Annotated in this window: 16 protein-coding genes and 1 tRNA gene; 6 read left to right on the forward strand and 11 right to left on the reverse strand. The window is 43.2% G+C overall.

Going from position 1 to position 22,323, the window contains the following annotated elements:
• Positions 1-260: 260 nt before the first annotated feature.
• The 3 genes from ACW6PM_RS08985 to ACW6PM_RS08995 all read right to left on the reverse strand — a co-directional run bounded on the left by ACW6PM_RS08985 (position 261) and on the right by ACW6PM_RS08995 (position 2,423).
• Positions 261-437 (reverse strand): hypothetical protein, encoded by a 177-nt coding sequence (locus tag ACW6PM_RS08985; RefSeq protein ID WP_012743557.1) that lies wholly within the window; start codon positions 435-437, stop codon positions 261-263.
• A gap of 238 nt (positions 438-675) precedes the next feature.
• Positions 676-1,623 (reverse strand): alpha/beta fold hydrolase, encoded by a 948-nt coding sequence (locus ACW6PM_RS08990; protein WP_456056935.1) that lies wholly within the window; start codon positions 1,621-1,623, stop codon positions 676-678.
• A 29-nt stretch (positions 1,624-1,652) separates the two neighbouring features.
• Complete coding sequence (locus ACW6PM_RS08995) at positions 1,653-2,423, reverse strand: histidinol-phosphatase (RefSeq protein WP_456056936.1); 771 nt, start codon at positions 2,421-2,423, stop codon at positions 1,653-1,655.
• 413 nt (positions 2,424-2,836) lie between these two features.
• On the opposite strand from ACW6PM_RS08995, the gene trkA reads away from it, so the two are divergent.
• The 5 genes from trkA (at position 2,837) to ACW6PM_RS09020 (ending at position 9,571) form a co-directional block, all read left to right on the forward strand.
• Complete coding sequence (gene trkA / locus ACW6PM_RS09000; protein WP_456056937.1) at positions 2,837-4,225, forward strand: Trk system potassium transporter TrkA; 1,389 nt, start codon at positions 2,837-2,839, stop codon at positions 4,223-4,225.
• A 12-nt stretch (positions 4,226-4,237) separates the two neighbouring features.
• Positions 4,238-5,737, forward strand: a complete 1,500-nt coding sequence (locus ACW6PM_RS09005; protein WP_456056938.1) for a TrkH family potassium uptake protein — start codon at positions 4,238-4,240, stop codon at positions 5,735-5,737.
• Positions 5,724-7,364 carry a hypothetical protein gene (locus tag ACW6PM_RS09010; protein ID WP_456056939.1) on the forward strand — a complete coding sequence of 547 codons (1,641 nt, stop codon included), beginning with the start codon at positions 5,724-5,726 and terminating at the stop codon, positions 7,362-7,364. The genes ACW6PM_RS09005 and ACW6PM_RS09010 overlap by 14 nt, the downstream gene beginning before the upstream one ends.
• 52 nt (positions 7,365-7,416) lie before the next feature.
• Positions 7,417-8,274 (forward strand): TPM domain-containing protein, encoded by an 858-nt coding sequence (locus ACW6PM_RS09015; RefSeq protein ID WP_456056940.1) that lies wholly within the window; start codon positions 7,417-7,419, stop codon positions 8,272-8,274.
• Positions 8,275-8,473: 199 nt separating this feature from the next.
• Positions 8,474-9,571 carry an HD-GYP domain-containing protein gene (locus tag ACW6PM_RS09020; RefSeq protein WP_456056941.1) on the forward strand — a complete coding sequence of 366 codons (1,098 nt, stop codon included), beginning with the start codon at positions 8,474-8,476 and terminating at the stop codon, positions 9,569-9,571.
• Between the two features lie 153 nt (positions 9,572-9,724).
• Here the strand turns inward: ACW6PM_RS09020 and ACW6PM_RS09025 are convergent.
• From ACW6PM_RS09025 to ACW6PM_RS09045, 5 genes are all read right to left on the reverse strand, one after another.
• Positions 9,725-9,796, reverse strand: a tRNA-Glu gene (locus ACW6PM_RS09025).
• 79 nt (positions 9,797-9,875) lie between these two features.
• Positions 9,876-10,739, reverse strand: coding sequence for a putative ABC transporter permease (locus tag ACW6PM_RS09030; protein WP_456056942.1), 864 nt, complete (start codon positions 10,737-10,739; stop codon positions 9,876-9,878).
• A gap of 12 nt (positions 10,740-10,751) precedes the next feature.
• Positions 10,752-12,827: an ABC-F family ATP-binding cassette domain-containing protein gene (locus ACW6PM_RS09035; protein WP_456056943.1), complete on the reverse strand. Its 2,076-nt coding sequence runs from the start codon at positions 12,825-12,827 to the stop codon at positions 10,752-10,754.
• Between the two features lie 9 nt (positions 12,828-12,836).
• Positions 12,837-13,061 carry a hypothetical protein gene (locus tag ACW6PM_RS09040; protein WP_055062150.1) on the reverse strand — a complete coding sequence of 75 codons (225 nt, stop codon included), beginning with the start codon at positions 13,059-13,061 and terminating at the stop codon, positions 12,837-12,839.
• Between the two features lie 124 nt (positions 13,062-13,185).
• Positions 13,186-14,034 carry a helix-turn-helix domain-containing protein gene (locus ACW6PM_RS09045; protein ID WP_456056944.1) on the reverse strand — a complete coding sequence of 283 codons (849 nt, stop codon included), beginning with the start codon at positions 14,032-14,034 and terminating at the stop codon, positions 13,186-13,188.
• A 254-nt stretch (positions 14,035-14,288) separates the two neighbouring features.
• Here ACW6PM_RS09045 and ACW6PM_RS09050 point away from each other — a divergent pair, with 254 nt between their 5' ends.
• Complete coding sequence (locus ACW6PM_RS09050) at positions 14,289-16,775, forward strand: glycoside hydrolase family 3 C-terminal domain-containing protein (RefSeq protein WP_456056945.1); 2,487 nt, start codon at positions 14,289-14,291, stop codon at positions 16,773-16,775.
• A gap of 71 nt (positions 16,776-16,846) precedes the next feature.
• Here the strand turns inward: ACW6PM_RS09050 and ACW6PM_RS09055 are convergent, their stop codons facing one another.
• The 3 genes from ACW6PM_RS09055 to eno form a co-directional block, all read right to left on the reverse strand.
• Complete coding sequence (locus tag ACW6PM_RS09055; RefSeq protein WP_456056946.1) at positions 16,847-18,442, reverse strand: AAA family ATPase; 1,596 nt, start codon at positions 18,440-18,442, stop codon at positions 16,847-16,849.
• A gap of 111 nt (positions 18,443-18,553) precedes the next feature.
• The gene (locus tag ACW6PM_RS09060) at positions 18,554-20,635 is read right to left on the reverse strand and encodes a DUF4153 domain-containing protein (protein ID WP_456056947.1); all 2,082 of its coding nucleotides are present in this window, start codon (positions 20,633-20,635) and stop codon (positions 18,554-18,556) included.
• Positions 20,636-20,988: 353 nt separating this feature from the next.
• The gene (gene eno / locus ACW6PM_RS09065) at positions 20,989-22,290 is read right to left on the reverse strand and encodes a phosphopyruvate hydratase (RefSeq protein ID WP_456056948.1); all 1,302 of its coding nucleotides are present in this window, start codon (positions 22,288-22,290) and stop codon (positions 20,989-20,991) included.
• Positions 22,291-22,323 lie beyond the last annotated feature (33 nt).

Raw genomic sequence — 22,323 nt, forward strand, 5'->3', positions numbered from 1 at the left:
TACGCCCTGCTCATTTTTTAAGCTTGGTCGACAGGGCTTGGGTGGGTGTTTTTTATCTTTATGAGACCGATGTAAAAATATATGATTTTTTTATTATTTATCTCTTGACATCACACCGCTGGACTATATCTTGTTTTACGTATCCATCATTTATATATTATCATAAGTTTTCCGCGTGTAAAATATTTTTTTCTTTATATACGCAAAAAAGCTCCATGCCGACTTCATTGTCAGCCCGGAGCTTTTAATCTTAATTTTGACTATGCAAGCCTCTTCCACTGTTTGCTGCACTTATAATAAGAATAGAACATGCACCTTTCCGCCTGTTCGCATCTGACCGGTGCACTCTCGATATTGCACTGGCAATTTACAATAGCATCTGCTTTCCCCTTACATGAACCCTTAATCATTACATCGTCTAATACTTCGTCTGACATTCTCTTTCTCCTCACATTTGTTTATATTATCTTTAGCTGCTACATATTGATATATTTTATTATTATTCTCTGTGCGGGCTGTGCTTTGTACATGCTTATCATCTGCTAAAGTACAAATATCTTGTCCGCAACAGTTGTGATTATACTATATATTGTATTTTAAATCCATATGTCATTTCTAACAAAACAAATGATTTTTTATGTCACATTTTTCACTTGACGAATTTCATTTTCATGTTCAAGCCCAAAAATCAAGGATATCTGAGTAAAACTTTTCCAAGGTATCATCATCTGCATTAAATATCTCGTGCTTTGAATCAGGATAAACCTTCTTCATGCCCTGAGGGAGCTTCGCGATAAATTCATCCTCAGCGGCATTTGAGACCAGATAATCCTTTCCCGCCTGACATAATAGTACAGGTATCTTAATTTCCTGTGCATGCTTCTTTATATATTTGGACGCCCTGCGCCCTGCCCTGCACCATCTGTAGGTGGCGCCGTTTGTACGGTAGCGTTCTTCCTCCACCTTGCACTTGTATATATAGTCATAGCGCGCCCTTGACAGACAGCAGCTCGATTCAAAATCATACTCATCCGTATACTGTGTCTGGCTCGGCAGATATTTATCGTTCCAGTTAAGCACACTTGCGACAAACAGTATGGCCTCCACAGCAAAATGTGAGAAATTGCCATACAGCATCTCTATCATAGGACTTGACAGCACTGCCTTTGTAAACACCTCAGGGTGCTTTTCAAGATACAAAGCAGCTATCGCACCTCCCATAGAGTGTCCGTACAGGTAAAGAGGTCTGCGCCCCTCACGCTTCATCACGATTTCGTGGATAAACATATCAAGGTCACTCACATAATCATCAAAGCTGTTTACCGTGACCATGCTCATATCGGACACACTTCTGTCCGAAAAGCCGTGCCCGCGATGCTCCACCATATATACAGAGTATCCGGCCTTTGCGAAATAGTAAATCATCTCATAATATTTCGGCATACACTCTGTAAATCCATGAGATATGACTATGGCAGCCTTTGGTAAAGGTGCCGCCACATAGCCGTAATGTATGCGTGTGCCATCTGCACTCTTCATGTAGCCATCCTCAAAATTAAGCCTGATAAAAGGCAAAACATATCTTGTTAATTCCTCATTATATTTTTCTTCCGTAATAATCATAGCATTCCTCACTCTTTGTATTTAGTAAACTATATTTCAATCCGTTCAATCAGATTCAGGTCATATTTTCTGACTATATCAAGCGCCTTTTCATAGCTTGCCACATCACATATATTGTCCACTGTGTGTGCATCAAGCCCAAGTATTACTTTATTGCCGATGTCATGCGGTATGCACCAGAAACGCTCTGTAGGATAATGCTTTCCCGCGCTGATACCGAGTATGTTTATCTCAAGCGGTATATCAAGCTCTTTAAGTGCCTTACACAGCCTCGTCATCTCCCATTCATAGACTGAATCAAGCCCCTGGTAATTTATTAAATCAGGATGTGCTAAATAGCTGTACATGCCTGTTTTCATGCCCTCTATAACAGTATCCACATACTCGCGTATGCGGCTTTCGTCATCTGTCGGTGTACCTGTGTATGGGCCTGTCTGTTCTGATTTCATAAAGTGCTGCCCCATTATCATATAGTCACAGCCAAGCCTGTCAAACATAGCCTTCTGCTCCTTAAAAAACTCCGGTATGTACTCTGCCTCGAAACCAACATATAGCCTTATGTCGGATGCATATTCCTTTCCGAGCCGCCTGATGGTGGACACGTAATCCGGTGCCTGCTCCATCGTCATCCTGATGCCCGACACATACCCATCCTTAAAGGGACACGGCACATGGTCCGAAAAACCAAGCTCTGTGATGCCCATTCTGATTGCTGCCTCTATATACTCACGCTCACTGCCATATGCATGCTGGCACCTATAGGTGTGCGTATGGTAGTTTGCCTTTAAAAACTCTGTCATGATTTAAAGCTCCAAAAATCTATCTCTTATTGAATTTAAGCCAATTTTAACACTTTTTATAATTTATTACAATCTCCTATTTTTGGGACTTTTTTCTCTATGAAATATATATGCGTTATGATATAATCCATTGATATATGGTGGTCAGAATAATTTTGTCCACCACACAATCATATGATTAAAGGGTCAAAAGGTATCATCGATGCATGCTTGCATGCAATTCGATGTATACCTTAGTGACCCGCACTACACCGAGAAAGTAGCAATTTGCTGCGGAAACGCAGGAAATTAGCGGATTTCGAGGTGGAGTCAGATTACGGGAATGCGTAGCATGTAGTAATCTGATTAATCATAAATGAGGGGCAAAATACCTTTTGACCCTCATATCATTATATTTATATATGGAGGAAGTAATGTTCAAAAAAGAAGTGGTTCCCTCCCAGGGACTGAGAATCATCATCGTCGGATGCGGTAAGGTAGGCCGTACTCTCGTCGAGCAGCTTAGCAAGGAGGGTCACGACATAACAATTGTCGATAAAAGCAGCGAAAGGATTTCCCAGGTTTCCAATCTATACGATGTAATGGGCATTGCCGGAAACGGTGCAAGCTACAAGATACTGCAGGAGGCCGGTATTGATGATGCCGACTTAATCATCGCAGTCACAGGCTCCGATGAGCTGAATCTGCTGTGCTGTACCATCGCCACACAGGTCGGCAACTGCGCTGCTATCGCCAGAGTCAGAACACCTGAATACAGCCAGGAGGCCAAATACCTGCGCGACAAGCTTGGGCTTGCACTCATTATCAATCCTGAGCTTGAGGCAGCTATCGAGATGGCGCATATTCTTTATCTGCCGTCCAGCCTTGAGGTGACAAACTTTGCCCACGGTCAGGCACAGCTCATCAAGTATGAGATTCCCGAGGGCAGCATACTCGACGGAACAAAGCTCATGGATCTGGGCACCAGGCACCACGCCAACATACTTATCGGTGCTGTCGAGAGGGATGATGAGGTCACTATTCCATCAGGTGATTTCGTGCTCCGCAAGGGCGACAAGCTGTCATTTGTCGGCGAGCGCAGACATACAAAGGACTTTTTCACCCACATCGGCGTCAATACGCACAGCGTAAAGAATACGCTGATCATCGGCGGCGGAAAGGCAGCCTACTATCTCGCAAAGCAGCTTATATCGCGAGGCATAAAGGTCAAAATTATAGAAAACAGCTTTGAGCGCTGTGAGGAGCTTTCCATACGGCTTCCGGAGGCTGTCATCATAAACGGTGACGGAACCGACCAGGCACTCTTAAAGGAGGAGGGCATAGAAACCTGTCAGTCATTCGTACCTCTGACAGGTATTGATGAGGAAAACATCATGCTCACACTGTATGCAAAGCAGGTTTCCAATGCCAAAGTTATTACAAAGCTCAATCACATCACCTTTACCGATGTCATTAACAGCCTGGATCTGGGCAGTGTGCTTTATCCAAAATACATCACCTGCGAGGCAATAATCGCCTATGTGCGTGCCAAGAAGAACTCTATGAACTGCAATATAGAGACGCTCTATCACATGTACGACTCAAGAGTTGAAGCAATTGAGTTCTTTGTATCGGAAAACTCAAATGTGACAGACATACCGCTTCGCGACTTAAAGCTCAAAAAGCATCTGCTTATCTGCTTCATCAACCGAAACGGCAAAATCATTATCCCTACAGGTAATGACTGCATACAAAAAAATGACACTGTCATGATCATAACAACCCATACCGGCTTTACAAAGCTTCAGGATATTATGGAATAACGGAGGAATGATATGAACACTTCAGTAATTCGATATCTTCTTGGATATATTTTAAAGCTAGAGGGCTTTTTGCTGCTTCTGCCATGCATTGTTGCCGGTATTTATTGCGAGAAAAGCGGCATCTACTTTTTGATTGTTGCACTGATAAGCATAGCCATCGGTTTTATCTTTTCAGCCAGAAAGCCGAAGGATTTTACCTTTTACCTGAAAGAGGGCTGTGCTACCACGGCACTTGGCTGGATCATAATGAGTATATTCGGCTGTCTGCCTTTTTACATCTCAGGAGAAATTCCAAGCTTCACGGATGCCCTTTTTGAGACCATCTCAGGCTTCACCACGACAGGAGCAAGCATCCTGCCTGAGGTAGAAACACTCTCCTACTGCATGAATTTCTGGCGCTGCTTTACTCACTGGATCGGCGGTATGGGTGTTCTTGTATTTTTGCTTGCAATCATCCCGCTTTCAGGTGGCAGCAACATAAACCTGATGCGCGCGGAAAGCCCGGGACCATCTGTAGGAAAGCTCGTCCCGAAGATGCGTCACACCGCAAGGCTTTTATACATAATATACTTTGGTCTTACGATTATAGAGATTATTTTCCTGCTTTTCGGAAAAATGCCTCTGTACGATGCCATCTGTACCTCTCTCGGCACAGCCGGAACCGGTGGCTTCGGTATCAAAAACGACAGCTTTTGCAGCTACAATGTATATTTACAATGGGTTGTTACCATATTTATGATACTTTTCGGTGTCAATTTCAACGCTTACTACCTGCTTTTCTTCGGTCACATCCGTGACGCACTTAAGGTGGAGGAGGTCAGATACTATTTCGGTATTATAATAGCCTCCGTTATAGTCATAAGCGTGAACATCGCGCATATGTGTACCGGCGTGTTCGACGCAGTTACAAAGGCTGCGTTTCAGGTTGGCTCAATCATCACGACAACCGGCTTTTCGAGCACCGATTTCGACAGATGGCCCGAGCTTTCAAAGACACTGCTTGTACTTTTGATGTTCATTGGCGCATGTGCCGGAAGCACAGGCGGAGGTATCAAGGTATCGCGTATTGTCATTGCTGTGAAGACAATAGTCAAGGAGTTAAACGGCTACATTCACCCAAAGAGTGTGAAAAAGCTCACCTTTGAGCACAAGCCTGTAGACCATGATGTTATCAGGTCAATAAATGTTTATTTCATAACGTACGCCGTCATTTTTGTTGTTTCAATGCTGCTTGTTTCCGTGGAAAACTATGATTTCACTACCAATTTCACGGCTGTCGCAGCTACATTTAACAATATCGGACCGGGTCTTTCTCTGGTCGGTCCGACATGCAATTTTGGCTTTTTTAATAATTTTTCCAAATATGTACTGATGTTTGACATGCTTGCCGGAAGACTCGAGCTGTTTCCACTGCTCATACTCTTCCATCCGTCAATCTGGAAGGAATTATTTATTCAAGCAGATAAAAAAGTAAAAGGGAATCGAAAGGAGAAACAAAATGTTCGCATGTAAAAATTGCGGTGGAAATGTGAAGTTCGACATCAAATCAGGCCAGTTAGCCTGTGATTACTGTCATTCACTTTTCGACCCTTACGCGTACGAGGACAAAACCTCTGACGCAGAGGTCCAGAAGGACTTCGAAGCAACCATTTTCACATGCCCTCAGTGCGGAGGAGAAATCCTGAGCACAGACGATACCGCAGCAGGCTTCTGCAGCTTCTGCGGTGCATCAACTGTGCTCTACAGCCGCATGCAAAAGGAGCACAAGCCGGCTTATATCATACCATTTGCAAAGACCAAGGATGACTGTAAGCAGGCCTACATGAGCCTCATGAAAAAGGCTATTTTCGCGCCAAAGGAGCTTAAGGATCCGAAGTTTATCGATGGATTCAGAGGTATCTACATGCCTTACTGGACTTACTATATCACCCAGAAGGCTCCTATTTCACTTCCGGCGAAAAGATCCCACCGTTCAGGAGATTACATCATCACAGACCATTTCAGGCTCGAGGGTAGTCTTGATGCCTACTACAAAGGGCTGTCCTATGATGCATCATCATCCTTTGATGACAGCATAAGCGAGAAGCTTGCACCATATGATGTGAAGAATATGAAGCGCTTTACGCCGGCATTCTTAAGTGGTTTTTACGCTGATACAGCCGATTTACCATCAACTGTTTACGCAAGCGATGCGATGGATGCTGCCTGCACAAACACAGTAAGCGAAATAAGCAAGGAGCCTGCCTTTACCGGCTTGTCAGTCGACAGTGACTCCGCCGCTCTTTCGCCTTTAAGTCTTGGCACTACCGTAAAAGAGACAGACTACTCAATGTTTCCGGTATGGTTTTTGTCATACCGCAATAAGGATCGTGTGGCATATGCCACTGTAAACGGCCAGACCGGCAAGGTGGTTGCAGATCTGCCTATTTCTGTCGGTAAATTCCTGCTTGGCTCACTGATCGCGGCAATTCCGGTATACATTTTATTATGCCTGCTGACAGTCCTCACACCCGGCATGACACTCACCATAGTAGGTGTACTTGCGATTATCGCAAATATCTGTTACTCACAGGAGCTCACCATGATTGCCGTAAAGGAAGCCGGTACCGAGGATAAGGGCCGCATCGCAAAGGAACAGCCGGAGGCTCTTGGTGCAATCAACAACCACAGACGCCTTAAAGCTGCAAAAAAAGCCGCGAAAACCATAAAGAAAAAGACAAACACATCGTTTGTAGCTTATTTTATACTTTTTATATTTGTCATCCAATTTGTTCCTGCTCTGTTTGCAATCATTGCAGGTATCGGTGGCACCTTTGGCAATGCAGACGGCAGCCTGATTTTATTTGTTATTTTGACCATTATATCATTTATTTTTTCAATCAGAGCCTTTTCAAGCTTTGACCGGATGCCCGGACACAAGGGAGTTGCGGGACTTATCTTTGGCATGGTATCCATGCTTATTGGCGATGCAGTGCTCCTTTTCCAGCCGGTGCTCGATGCATGGTACTATGGTGCAGCATTTATAATTATCGCCTCAGTACTTATCACACTGATCAATGTCATCCGCGCATTCAATGTGCTCACAACTCGCAAGCTGCCTCAGTTTGCCACACATAAGGGAGGTGATGACCGTGCATAGAAATATTTTTAAAAGTCCTTTTTTGCATTGTATAAAATGCAGATGCTCAGCATTGTTTACATTATTTTTGCTTGTTACAGTCCTTGTTTTGAGCAGCTCATCAAACGTATATGCCACTGAGACAGATACCGGTGCTTATGATGACTCGCTTTATGATGCAGTTTTATACAGTGACGACACTGAGAGTCAGGCAGCTGTAGATTACAACACAAGCGGCACAAACAAGTCTACCGGCTACGAGTACATCCTTGAGGACTCTGCCAGCTTCATTGATGATGCCGTAAAGGGCAAGCTCATCTCACAGATGAAAAAGACAACCGACTACTGCAATATAGCCGTTGTCACCACTACCTCACATCCTTACGGAAGCACAGAAAGCTATGCAGTCAATACCTTTGAGGACTATTTCGGAACCGGCGCAAACGGTGTGATTTTCGTGATAGACAGAGATTTAAACGAGATTTATCTGGCTTGTGAGGGAAGCACGCAGAGAACCATCCCGAATTCAAAATGTAACTCTATCTGTGACAACACTTATATATATGCCACCTCAAGTCATGATTACGACTATTTTACCTGCTGCATGGAAACAATAGACCAGGTCAACACAGTCCTCGCAGGCGGACATATATCACAGCCTCTCAGATACATTTCGAGCATCTTTATCGCGCTCGCTGCCGGCATGATTTTATGCTTTGTGTATGCACTATCCCTGTCAAAGGGCCGCAAGGCTAAGAGCAACGAGCTCATGGGGGCAACCTTTACAAAGGTAGATATCCAGAATGCACACGCTCGCTTTATGAGCCAGACAAGACACTACAGTCCGCAAAGCTCAGGCTCAAGCGGCGGTCACAGCGGCGGTGGAGGTCATAGTGGCGGCGGTCACAGTGGCGGCGGTCACCACATCTAACCTCTGATTTTGATAAATACAATGCTATCAACAGCCCCGGCAAATGCCGGGGTTTTTTATTCTATTACAAAAAAGTACTAATACAAAAAATTACTAAAAAAATAGTAATTTATGATTGTTTTTAGTACAAAAACACTATATAATATTCGTAGCATTTCGAATTGTTTTTTGATTAGACTTATTTTGTTGTGGAGCGGACATGATTAAACGCAGATATATGAGAACGCGACAATTGAAACCCGGCATGATTATTGATCAGGTCATCAAGGATCCTACCGGTCGTAACCTGGTGGTACAGGGCTCAGCTATCGATGATTATATCATCGCTTCGCTGCTTAAGCTCGGTATTATGTCAGTATATATCCGTGAGGGAAGTGCAGACCCTGACGATCCTGATGCCATACTGTCTCCCAAGGCTGCTGCCATGGTCAAACAGCTGCGTACAGACGACCGTTCCAAGGTCACCTTAAGCGACAGTGTCAGACAGCGTGTATCAACCGGTGTCCAGTACATCTTCAACAACACAAGCTCAGAGGAGCTTACACAGGCAACAAACCAGATTGCCGACTCGCTCATGGAGGCCATCAACAAAAACGATGCCATAGCTGTCGATATCAATTCTCTCAAAACAAGCGATGAATACACCTTCAAGCACAGTGTGGATGTGGCTACTATTTCGATGATTCTTGCCAAGCAGATGAAGCTGCCTGACAATGAAATCCACGATATAGGAGTTTCCGGTCTGCTGCACGACATTGGCAAGACAATGATCCCCAATGAGATTCTAAATAAGCCGGGCAGGCTCACGGACGATGAGTTTAGTATCATGAAAAAACATTCCCTGTACGGCTACAATATGCTCAAGGACAGAAAGGACCTAAACAACTCTATACTGATGGGAGTGCTGCAGCACCACGAACGTATTGACGGAACCGGCTACCCACTCGGCTTTGATGCGCCAAAAATCTGTCAGTTTGCAAAAATCCTGTCTGTCGCAGATGTCTATGATGCTCTTGTCACAAAGCGTCCGTACAAGGATGCCTTCTCACAGCGCGACGCAGTTGAGATGCTTATGTCCATGACAAACCAGCTCGATATAGGTGTTATGCGTGCTTTCATGAGCAGTATGATTCTATATCCTGTTGATTCAATTGTACAGCTGAGCAATGGTGAAAAAGCAAGAGTGGTCAAAAACAGTGAGTACTATATCCTCCGCCCGACTGTTGTCGGTGTCGATTCCGGCAAAGTATACAATCTGGGCGATGATTTGAAGTGTGCAAGTATTATTATACTTTAGGAGTAATGATTTGAGCCACCTTGAGAAAAAAAGCTGATGCGTCATGCTTACATGCAGGCATCAGTTTTTTTATTCTCAGTGTTTTTTATAGCTATTAAAAGCTCACAAAGATAAAAGCCCTCAGCACTGTGTGCTGAAGGCTTTATTATTTAGCAGTCCGTACGGGAATCGAACCCGTGTTTCCGCCGTGAGAGGGCGGCGTCTTAGCCGCTTGACCAACGAACCGTATATTATAATACCACGGTCAATCGGATAATGCAAGCTTTTTTTGAAAATTTTTTTTAAAATTTTTATTTGTTACTTATCAGCCTTTTTTCGCCTTCTTTACTTTCTTTATTCGCTCTCCTTTAAAGCGCTCCTTGAGACTCTCTGTAAAGGTATCGAGATACCGGTTCTCTACCTTTGGATTTCTAAAGCCCTGTGCCCTGTTAAGCGCAGATTTCTTTAAAGCACCCATTGAATCGATAACACGGTCTGCACTGGCTCTGATACTTTTTCTCTTTCTGCGCTCCTCGACAGCCTCCGCAATCTCCTGTGACCTCTCCTCTGCCCTTTCATCCGCCGCCTTCTTACGCTCCTTGACCTCTTCCACAACCTCATCCATATAGGTGTTGAAATTGTTCTGCAGATTGACGATGGTCCTGCTGAAATCAGTAAGCGCTGACACTGTGATTGCGGTGTCTACGGCTAAAAAGCCCATGAGAAGCAGTGAGAAAAACTCATACCATATAGGTGACATCCAGCCTGTGATGAGCTTCGTAAACGGTGCAATGAAATATACCACTATAAGTCCGGCCACTCCAAAGCCTACAGAATAAGGAAAACACACTCTGCCGTTTATATTGAGAGGCATACTGCTGTAATCCCACCAGTACGCGTGAAACAGCTTCTCAAGCGCCCACGATGTGCTATATTCCAGCACAATGCTTCCCAAAAATGCCACCAGAAATATCTGCCACCAGGTAAATGTCGCATCCGTGTGAGCAGAAATAAAATCTGCTATCGCAGTGATTGCGACACCTCCGGCTCCGTAAATAGGGCAGAGCGGGCCATAGAGAAAGCCTCTGTTCTCCCATTTTTTTGCTCTGATGGTACAGTAGATGCTCTCATATATCCAGCCCATACAGCTAAATATAATAAAATACACAAAATATCTTGATAACCACATAAAAACACCTTTCTAAAAATCATTATCCAGATACATCTCATTCAAGTATATATCATACCATTTTGTACACTCATTTGTCCATGAGTCAGTGGCATTTTCGTATTGCTGTCGCAGTTTATCGACATTTTCCTCAGCCGTATCCGCATTTATTATGTTTTGATTTAATTTTTCACTATATATGTCACAAGATTTATCTTCTCCTGCCAAATTATTTCCGCATGGAATTTTCCCGCGGAAATCAGATAAATCACAGCTTCTAAGTTCCTCTGCTTTTAGCTCGCTTTCTGCTGCACATAGCTCTTCATAAGCTTTCTTAGCTTCATCAGCAGCTTTCATCATCGGCTCTGCCGCAAGCGTAAGCTTCCACTCAAGGTACGCCTCATCTGTTGAAAGCTGTCTGGTCTCATGTCTCTCCCTCTTTGGGACAGCCGCAAGTGCCTCGACCATCGCAGCATCCTTTGCCTGCATGAGTGCTGGCAGATTGCCGTCCTTTGATGCCTTAAGCCTTGAAATATAATGGTCATAGCCAAACGGATAGTACATCACTTTGTCCTTTTCAAAGACAAGTATGGCATCAGCCACCTGCTTTATGAAATACCTGTCATGCGATACAAAGAGCATGGTGCCGGTATATGCCTTAAATGCTGATTCAAGTGTCTCCTTCGCCGGAATATCCATGTGATTGGTTGGCTCATCGAGTATCATAAGGTTAGGACGGTCTGTCAGAAGCTCTGCGAGCACAAGTCTGGACTTTTCACCGCCCGAGAGCGAACTGATGCGCTTTGAGGCATTTGCTCCTCCAAACAGATACATGCCAAGAGTCTTTCTCAAGTCCTTCTCCACAAGTGCCGGAAAAAGCTCGTGAAAATGGTCTCTCACCGTCTTTTCGCTGTCGATAAGTGCCGACTGCTGGTCAAAATATCCCACCAGCAGATTGGTGCCGAGCTGGCTTGTGCCCTTTATTGGTGGAATAAGCCCTGCCACAGTCTTTAGAAATGTTGATTTTCCTATGCCGTTGTCACCGATTACGGCAATCTTCTGACCTCGCCTTATACGAAGCGACAGCTCAAGCAGTGCCCTGCCGTCGTAGCCAATTTTTAATTCTTTCGCCTCGTAAACCCATTTACCGCCCGGAAACTGTGGCTCTATATTACCTGTAAATATATGTGCCTCATCCTCTATCGGCTTTTCAATGTGCTGCATTCTGGCAAGCATGGTCTTTCTCGAGCGGGCAAAGGCAGCTTTCTTCGGCTTATGCTTGAATTTCTCGATAAGCTCATTATTGTGCGCAATCTCCGCCTGCTGGCGCTCGTAGGCTTTGCGCTGTATCTGCAGATTTTTAAGCTTCTGCTGCCTGTACTGCGTGTAGTTGCCGGCATATCTGTGCAATGCTCCGTTTTCAAGCTCATATACACCTGTCGCAACCGCATCAAGAAACGCCCTATCATGCGACACCATAACAACATCCTTGGGATAGTTTATCAGATAATCCTCCAGCCACTCGACAGTTTTCATATCTAGATGATTGGTCGGCTCATCAAGCAGCAGCAAATCCGGCTTTTCAAGCAGCAGCTTTATAAGTGAAATCTTCGTCTGTTCTCCTCCCGAAAAGCTGCCAAGTGTACGGCTTTTCTGTTCTTTTTCAAAGCCAAAGCCTGTAAACAGCCGGTCATACTCCATCTCGTAGTCAAACCTCTCTTTGGAAAATGTATCCTTATCCGGACAGCTCTCAAGCAGTATCTCCTCTATCGTTTTGTCCTGATCCGACTTATCAGCCTGTCGTAACATACCAATCGTAATATTTCGGGATGTCGTGATCCCGGCACTATTTCTGCTATTATTCTTTCTGCCTTTATTGTTTTCTCCGGCAGTCTTGGCTTTGTTTTCACTGCGCTGACCACCGTTTCCTCTGCGGTCATCCCTGTCCAGAGTCAGCTCTCCTGCCAAAAGCCGAAGGAGTGTGGTCTTTCCAGCACCGTTTTTTCCTACAACTGCGAGTTTCTCCTTTTCTTTTATATAAAAATCAATATGGGACAGAATCGTCTGACCTCCTGCCGAAACTGTCCCATCCTTAATCTGGTATAACATATTTTACCTCTATTTTAAGTCCTTAAGACTCTCCAAAAGCTCAAGATCCGACTGCAAAACCCTGATATTTGATGTAACAGGCTCCTGTCCCGGCTTTGTAACTGTGATTTCAATAACAGAATCTGCCGGAATGCCGCTGCCGAATGCATACTGTAAAAAGGATACAAACTTTGGGTGATTTGCTGTAAATGTATTTTTTGCTTTCATCATTTTCATTATACTTGCTGGGTTCATGGTTTTCTCCTATCTTGTGTGTATGATATATCTTTTGATGCACATATCTTTACGTTCGTTATATTATACCATGAGTCAATTCTATAATCTATCATTTTAGAATTTTTCTGTGTATCTGTCACTATTAATGTCTAAGTCTGCGCAATTCCCTCGGTGTCATGCCAAACTGCGTCTTAAACATCCGGCTGAACACCTTATAATTCGTAAATCCATTGCGCTCCAGTATGTCCGTGATGGAATCCTCCGTTGACAAAAGCTCCTCGTGTATATGATTGATTCTTACCTGATTGACATACTCGAGTAATGTCACACCCATACATTTTTTAAACATACGGCAAAAATACTCCTGATTGAGCGAGGCTATGTCTGCCACCTCCTTTAATGCTATTGGCTCCTGATAGTTTTTTGCCACATATTTAAGAACATCCTTCAGTCTTTCTATCTGTTTTGACTCTTTTTCCATATTTGCATCAATGTGTGAATAGCTCGTATACAAAATATAGAGAAATTCATTCATCTTTGCCATCAGACGAAGCTCATAGCCTTTATCCTTTTTGCAGTAAATTCGTGTTATTGCTTTTAGAAGAGCTTTCATCCGATCACATTTTTTTGTGTTCTTTTCTCCATCAAAGCATTCCAGAAATCTGACGTGTCCATAATCCTCTATATAATTATCCAAATACATATATGGTACCTGTATAAGAAATGCTTTAACCATCCCCTTACTCTTTGTGCTGTGGATTTTACTTGAATTTATGATATAGAACTCATCTTTATGAAGAATATGTCCATCATTAGCATATATATCAGCGTTTTCATTACTTGATATCTGTAATTCTCCCTCAAGTACATAGATTATCTCCAGATGATCATGCCAGTGGCTCGGTGACATCTGGCGGTATGTCTCATATAGGAGACAGTATACCGGCAGATGTGGTATTGATTTTATATATTCGTGCGTGTATTGCTGCATGTGAACCTCCATATGCGTAAGCTTATATACTAAAATTTACAGGTTTGAAGTTTTAATTATATAATATAATGGCAAAACCAAAAGTCAATATCGACATAAAATAAAGTCATTATCATGATTGTAAATCATTCCATTTTGGCTTACAATTCTTTTATACAATAATATACATGAAAAATCATGGTATTTTTATAAATAAAATGCCATACAGACACAAAATTAACTTTATAAAACACAATATAAGGAAGGTATCTGCTATGAACAAATGGTCACGAATCAAATTCACACCGAATCTCCCGATTGGGGCAAATGGGGAGAGAGTCACCGGAAGCAAGGCACACATTGAGCTTTCAAAGAACGCAGCCAAGGAAGGCATGGTGCTCTTAAAAAATGACAACAATGTACTGCCTCTTGCAGCCGGAACAAGGGTAGCTCTTTTCGGAAAGGGCACCTTCGACTATGTAAAGGGAGGCGGCGGAAGCGGTGATGTAACCGTTGCATATATCCGCAATCTCTACGAAGGACTTAAGCTTCAAAAAGATAAAATAAGCATATTTGAGGAGCTGTGCGACTACTACCGCAATGACATTAAAAAGCAGTATGCAGCCGGTGCGGTACCCGGCATGACTATAGAGCCTGATGTGCCGGTTGAGCTTTTAAATAAGGCAAAGGCCTACACTGACACTGCTATCATCTCAATCTGCCGCTACTCCGGAGAGGGCTGGGACAGAAAGAGTGTTGTTGACCCAAATAACAAGGCTCTCTGGGACTACGAGCGCGAGATGACCGAGAAGTCGGCAGAGCTTTTTAAGGATGGCGATTTCTGCCTCTCCGTAAAAGAAAAAGAGATGGTTGACGCGGTTAAGTCAAGCTTCAAAAATGTAATCGTGATTTTAAATGTCGGTGGAATGGTTGATACATCATGGTTTGCTTATGATGAGCAGATTCAATCAGCACTGCTTGCCTTACAGGGTGGCATGGAGGGAGGACTTGCTGCCGCTGAGCTTTTAGTAGGGGATGGCAATCCTTCCGGAAAGACTGTCGATACATTTGCCAAATCACTCGACGATTATCCATCTACCTACAATTTCCATGAGTCAAGAAACTATGTGGACTACACCGATGATATATATGTCGGATACCGCTATTTTGAGACAATTCCGGGCGCTGCCGAGAAGGTTGTATACCCATTCGGCTATGGACTCTCATACACCACATTTGATGTGGAGACTGTTTCTGCCGGCGTTGTGAATTCCAACTGTACGTCAAGTGCTACTGCAGCCGGATCAGCCGATGCAGATATTGACATCAAAGCCGGTAAGCTCTACGCAAAAGTCCGTGTCACAAACACAGGCAAAGCTGCCGGAAAAGAGGTTGTTCAGGTATATGTTGCTAAACCACAGGGAAAGCTCGGAAAGCCTGCAAAGGAGCTTGTCGCCTTTGAAAAGACAAGAGAACTGCAGCCGGGTGAGTCTCAGCTTATGACTCTTACATGGGAAATAAACGATATGGCATCATATGATGACCTGGGAAAGGTTCAAAAGTCTGCATATGTGCTTGAAGCCGGTTCATATGATATATACGTTGGAACGAACGTCCGTGACGTGACAAAAGCCGATTACTCATATATATTAAATCATGATGTAATTACCGAGCAGCTTTCAGCAAAGCTTATACCTACAAGTCTGCCAAAGAGAATGCTCTCTGACGGAAGCTATGAAGCTCTGCCTCAAGGTGAGCCTGTCGACACCGACTACTCAGCTATCGGCACCATTGACCCTGCCCTGACAGAGGGTGTTGGTCCCGGTCAGAGAGCCATCCCATACTTCCGCTTTGCCGATGGCATGGCTAAAAACGGCAGTCACGACATCATGGATGTTGTGGAAGGACGTATCACACTTGATGAATTTGTATCAGAGCTGTCAATCGATGATCTCATTCATCTGCTCGGCGGACAGCCAAATACAGGTGTCGCAAATACCTTCGGTATCGGAAATATGCCTGAATACGGTATTCCTTCTATCATGACAGCAGACGGTCCTGCCGGAGTGCGCATAGCACCGGAGGTCGGTATATGCACCACTGCGTTTCCATGCTCCACACTGCTCGCATGCACATGGAACCCGGATGTTTTAGAGGCTGTAGGACGTGCAGGCGGTGAAGAATTAAAAGAAAATAACCTTGCCCTGTGGCTCACACCTGCCATCTGTATTCACAGAACTCCTCTCTGCGGACGTAACTTCGAGTACTACTCAGAGGATCCATTCGTCACAGGCAAGCTCGCAGGTGCCATGGTACGCGGAATCCAGTCAAACAATGTCGGTGCCACACTCAAGCACTTTGCACTGAACAATAAGGAAACAAACCGCAAAAACAGTGATTCAAGAGTTTCCGAGAGAGCTGCCAGAGAAATCTATCTGAAGGCTTTTGAGATGATTGTAAAGAATGAAAACCCATGGGCTATTATGTCCTCTTACAATATGATAAACGGCTACAGAGCCTCTGAAAGCAAAGAGCTTTTGACAGGAATACTGCGTGATGAATGGGGCTATGAAGGAATGGTCACAACCGACTGGTGGACCTGTGGCGAGCATTACAAGGAGACAAAAGCAGGAAATGATCTTAAGATGGGCAACGGATATCCTGATCGTGTAAAGAAGGCTTATGATGCAGGAGCCATCACTCGTGATGAGATGGAAACCTCTGTAAAGCGTATATTAGGTTTAATATTAAAGCTTGATTAAATAAGATGCAAAAAACGGACATGCAAAGCTGCCATGTCCGTTTTTGGTTTTGTATTTATATATCTCAATCATTAATTCTGTATTTTAGCATATTCCTCAATTTTACATACATGCTCTTTTGTTTTTTCATCATAGTTGATTGCCACAAGCAGTATGTTTCCCGTATATTGCAATAATGAATTCGGATACCGTCTCTCACGAATCTGCTGCATGGCTGTATCCGCATTCTTATTCCATTTTAGCTCCACAACAAGCGCCGGATAATCATTTATATACTCAGGCTTCGGAATATAAACAAAATCAGCAAAGCCGCGCCCTGTCGGAAGCTCCCTGACCGGCTTAAAATAATAGTTCATTGTTCCAAGATAAGCAATGGTCAGCACACTGCTAAGGGAATTCTCGTCATTATATTGAATCACCGAGGTATACTCCATATGAATCTGCTCAATTTTTGCTGCCACAGTATTTACATCTTTGTTTATTGTTGCATTAAACAAATCTATTGACTGTCTCTCAAACTGTATGATTTCATCCCATTTGTTTTCCTCAACCGCATCCATAAGCTCATTGCGAAGCTCTTCGTTTGGGATATATGCCATCTGATTTTTCTGATTAAAAGCCAGATACCCAAGATGTATAAGCAATGTCAACACATCATCTTTATTTTTAAATGATACCATATCATTCTGAAACGTGGTTGTTCTGACTTTAATCTCATTTCCGGAAATCATTGAAATAATAGCGGCTCTTAATCCATCAAAATCCATGTCAATAAGCGGAATCAGAGATTCATAGGTGCCGGTCTGTGACCAATAGCTTTGGAAGCTGCCTCTCATCATCACGCTTACTACCGCTTTTGGATTATACACATGCTTACCTGAAAGCATATAGCCATCATACCAGTTTTTTACCGCTTCATAATCCCTGTCATACTTTTTGCATAACTGCTTAACCTCATCATCTGTAAAGCCAATATATGATGCAAGCGATCCTGCATCAAGCATTGTGAACTCTTCAAAATTGTTAAGTGCTGACTGGGTTTTAAGCTTTTTTATTGGAAGTATGCCGGTAAGATAAGCTAACGCAATATACTTTGTCGGCTCTGTACCTTTAAACATTCCTCTGAGGAAATTAATATATTCCTCCTGCAGTTCCTTATTATTAGCCTCATCTCTAATCAACACATCCCACTCATCTATTATGATAACAAAGGTATTTCCTGTAGCTGCGTTGATATAAGACATGGCTCCATAGGCTGTTTTTACAGTGTCCGGTATCACATCACCATAAGCCATTATAAGCTCATCCAGAATACCGTTATTGATGTATTTCACGGTGTTTTGCACTTCGCCCGCATCCATCATGCACCACTGGACATCAATATGAATCACATCATATTTATTAAGGTTTGTCTCAAAGGAATCAAGCCTGCCAACCTTTAAATTAGAAAACATATCAAAGGAATCACATCCTCTGCTATAATAAGCAGCAAGCATATTCGCCGTGATGGACTTTCCAAAGCGCCTCGGTCTGCTATTGCATATGCATGCCATATCAGAACCCATAACCTTATTGGTGTATGCCAAAAGCATAGTTTTATCCACATATATTTCCGATTTCAATGTCTTTTGAAAAGCTTTATTTCCCGGATTTAAAAATCTTCCCATGAATCTTTCCTGCCTTAATGAAATAATTTGACAACGTATACTACATGCTAAGTATAACAGTTTTTAATCAACTTCACCATATCAACTTTGGATTATATCCAATTTAAGCCATTACTTCCCATAAATATTGTACTCAGGCTCATCCACACCATCTGTTCCCTCATAGTATGACAGCTCAACCTCATTGAGTCCTTTTTTCTTGTCGAGTATCACATTGTACTGGGATGAATATATCACATCTCCATCTTTATTAAATCTGTATTCAATATTCACTCCCTCCTTGCCTTTTAAAGCCTTTCTTGGAATCTTTGCAAGGAAGATACGCTCACTGTCGGAAATCTTCTTCACCTCGACTGCATCCACCCATTTGAAAAATACCGGTGCCGCCACTCTTGTATCATCCATGCTATAACTGTCGTAATCATAGTAGGCTGTGTCATCATCTTCTGTATCCTTTAACACATGATAGCCCATCTGTATGCTGTCCACACCATCAAGACCGGTATCATTATTGTTATAGCTGCCCGAATCGTAAGGCGAATATACATATAAAAGGATAAGCTGTGAGCTCTTTACCTCATCTATGCTATCTCTGAATAAATGTGCAGCCTTTATATGAGACACATTGAGCTGTCTTATACTATCATTTGTCTCACCTGCAAGCTGTCTTGCATACATGGTGACCATCCCCTTATTTTCCATGAAGTCTGCATCATCCGCAAGCGCCGGGGCTGCATCCGTGGAAAGTGACATTAGATATTTATAGTCTGTATCCTCCATACATACTGTATTGTACCTTGCAACCACATAATCAGGCCTTGCAAATGCAAGCACAAGATAACATACCCCGATTACTATTATTCCGTACCTGAATAGTGAAAAAGCAGGCTTACATATAGATAAAATCACTCCGAGCATAAACAGCGCTATCACCCCAAGTGCCCAGAACACACAGAGTCTGGTGGCTGTCAGCCCATACTCCGATACATACAGTCCCATACGATATGCACTTGATGCAATCATGATATATGTGCACAAAGTTATTAAAATTAAAAATGCATTTAATATTTTGTTTTTTCTAAACAGTCCACTTCCTAGCAATACGATAATCACATTCAGTATACACACGAAAAGCAGCTGGAAAAAGCCTTCTCTCGCATACCTAGCGTAGGTATAGCCGCTTGGAAGCTGCATAAGCCCTCCGAACAGATACACAATCTGTATAAAACAGAAAAATACATATACCGCTGATATAGTTGCGGCTACAGTGATGCCGATTGCAGCCGGGAATGCCGGAGTCTCAACCGGTGCATCTGATATACGCTTCTTGCTCAGATACTTTATACCGCAGTATGATGAAAATAGTGCAAATACAAAAAGTAATACAACCTTGCTCACTGTAAAGAAATTGATATCAGCAAATATTTTCTTTATTACTGATGCAAAAACCGCATCCGCAGAGCACAGCAGCACCACTATCAGTACAACAAGTGGAAAGGCAATAGCAATTCCGATAAACACATAAAGCATTCTGTGTTTTTTCACATGTACATCTCCGGCTGCTCTGTTTACACTGTCAGAGTCCATACAATCACTGCCCATACTGCCACTATCCATACGTTCATTTCTCATATAGTCGGCAATATCCATAAACGGCTCAGCTATACATCCAATCGCTCCAAACACTGCCTGAAATGCCGCAGTGATATACTTTATAAGTCCCCACTGTCTGTCATTGCAGAAATTGTGAAGCAGCATAAAAACCAAGAACACAAGAATCCAGCAAAAATTAAATCCTTGTATAATTTTATTGCCGGTCAAGCCTGACGAGAGGCCTGTAAGTATCATCATCACACTGTACCATATAGTGAGTGGCTTTGCCTCTATATGAAGTATCTTCATACAATACAGGCTGTATACCCCTGTGACGATTGAAAACAATGTGACAAGTATTCCACCTATATTCTCATACAGGAAAATGGTGTACAGCAGCGCATATATTATCGTAGGTATGCATAGCCTGCCAAAGAAATCCGCGTTTCTCCTGCTTTGCTCTCGCCATCTTTGCTCCGCCTCCTGCTGCATCTTCTGCAGTTCGATACCTGACATGCCCATATTCATCTGCGTATTCTGTGGCGTGTTCTGTGAAAACTGTTGGGGATTCATGCTCCCGATATTATTATTATTGTCCATAGCTTCCTCCTTACTCCTTACTATCTATGTAGTTATTTTCTCATATTTTTTACTTACCGGCAAGCTAATTGTACTACATCGGTTTTAGTTTTGCAATATTTTTTTATCGTTTTACGATAAATCGGTTTTAATTGCTACAATTTGAGGTGCTACAATTGAGGTAATTGAGGCTACAATTAAGGACTACAATTGATGTGCTAAAATAATTTGTTTCGACGATATTTAGAATTACTGATAAAAAATAAAAAATCGCAGATACCATATTCTGATATCTGCGACTATACTTATATTATTTTCTCCTAAAGACACTCCAATGGATATTCATTTAATGCAGCCATACAGTTTTATTTAAACTACTTCTGCACATTAAACGCTTTAATTCCAGGATAAACCGCGCTCTTTCCCAGCTCCTCTTCAATTCTTAAAAGCTGATTATACTTTGCGACACGCTCTGAACGCGAAGGTGCACCTGTCTTTATCTGGCATGTGTTGAGTGCCACTGCAAGGTCTGCGATAGTTGTGTCGGCAGTCTCACCTGAGCGGTGTGAGCTGATTGCCGTATAGCCTGCCTTGTGTGCCATCTTGATAGCCTCAAGGGTCTCTGACACCGAGCCAATCTGATTTAATTTAATCAGGATTGCATTTCCTGCTCCAATGCTTATTCCCTTTGCAAGTCTCTCAGTGTTTGTTACGAACAGGTCATCTCCCACAAGCTGTACTCTATCACCCAGACGCTCTGTAAGCTTCTGCCAGCCTTCCCAATCCTCCTCATCGAGTCCATCCTCGATTGAGATGATAGGATATTTATCACAGAGCTTTGCCCAGTGCTCTATAAGCTCCTCTGAGGTGTACTCTGTACCGGCCTTTGGCAGTTTGTAAAAGCCCTTGCCCTTTTCACTCTTCCACTCTGATGATGCGGCATCCATGGCAATCTTGAAATCCGTGCCCGGCTCATAGCCGGCTTTCTTTACAGCCTCAAGAATTGTCTCGATAGCCTCCTCGTCAGATTTGAGTGCAGGTGCAAAGCCACCCTCGTCACCAACCGATGTGGCAAGACCGCGTTCCTTTAATATAGCTGCAAGTGCATGAAATACCTCCGCACACCATCTGAGACACTCCTTGAAGGATGGCGCACCCACCGGCATAATCATAAACTCCTGCACATCGAGTCCTGATGAAAGTGCATGACAGCCACCGTTTACAATGTTCATCATAGGTACAGGAAGTCTGTTTCCTGAAATACCACCTAAAAATCTATAGAGCGGAATATCAAGTGCGACTGCTGCCGCTCTCGCACATGCAATTGATACAGCGAGAATGGCATTGGCTCCAAGCTTAGACTTGTCCTTTGTGCCATCTGCCTCTATCATGGCCGCGTCAATTGCATAGATATCGCTTGCATCCATACCTGTCAGTGTATCGTTGATTACAGTATTTATATTTTCTACTGCCCCGGTAACGCCCTTTCCCAGATATCTGCTCTTGTCACCGTCGCGAAGCTCCAGTGCCTCGAACTCTCCTGTTGAGGCTCCTGATGGCGCCGTGCCTCTGGCAACAGTTCCGTCAACCAGATAAACCTCAGCCTCAACTGTAGGATTTCCTCTGGAATCAAGTATTTCTCTGCCCACTACCTTTTCAATTTCCAAATAATTCATTATGAACCTCCTTATGTTTTTTCTGATTCAATT

The sequence above is a fragment of the Agathobacter sp. genome (genome assembly GCF_977054825.1).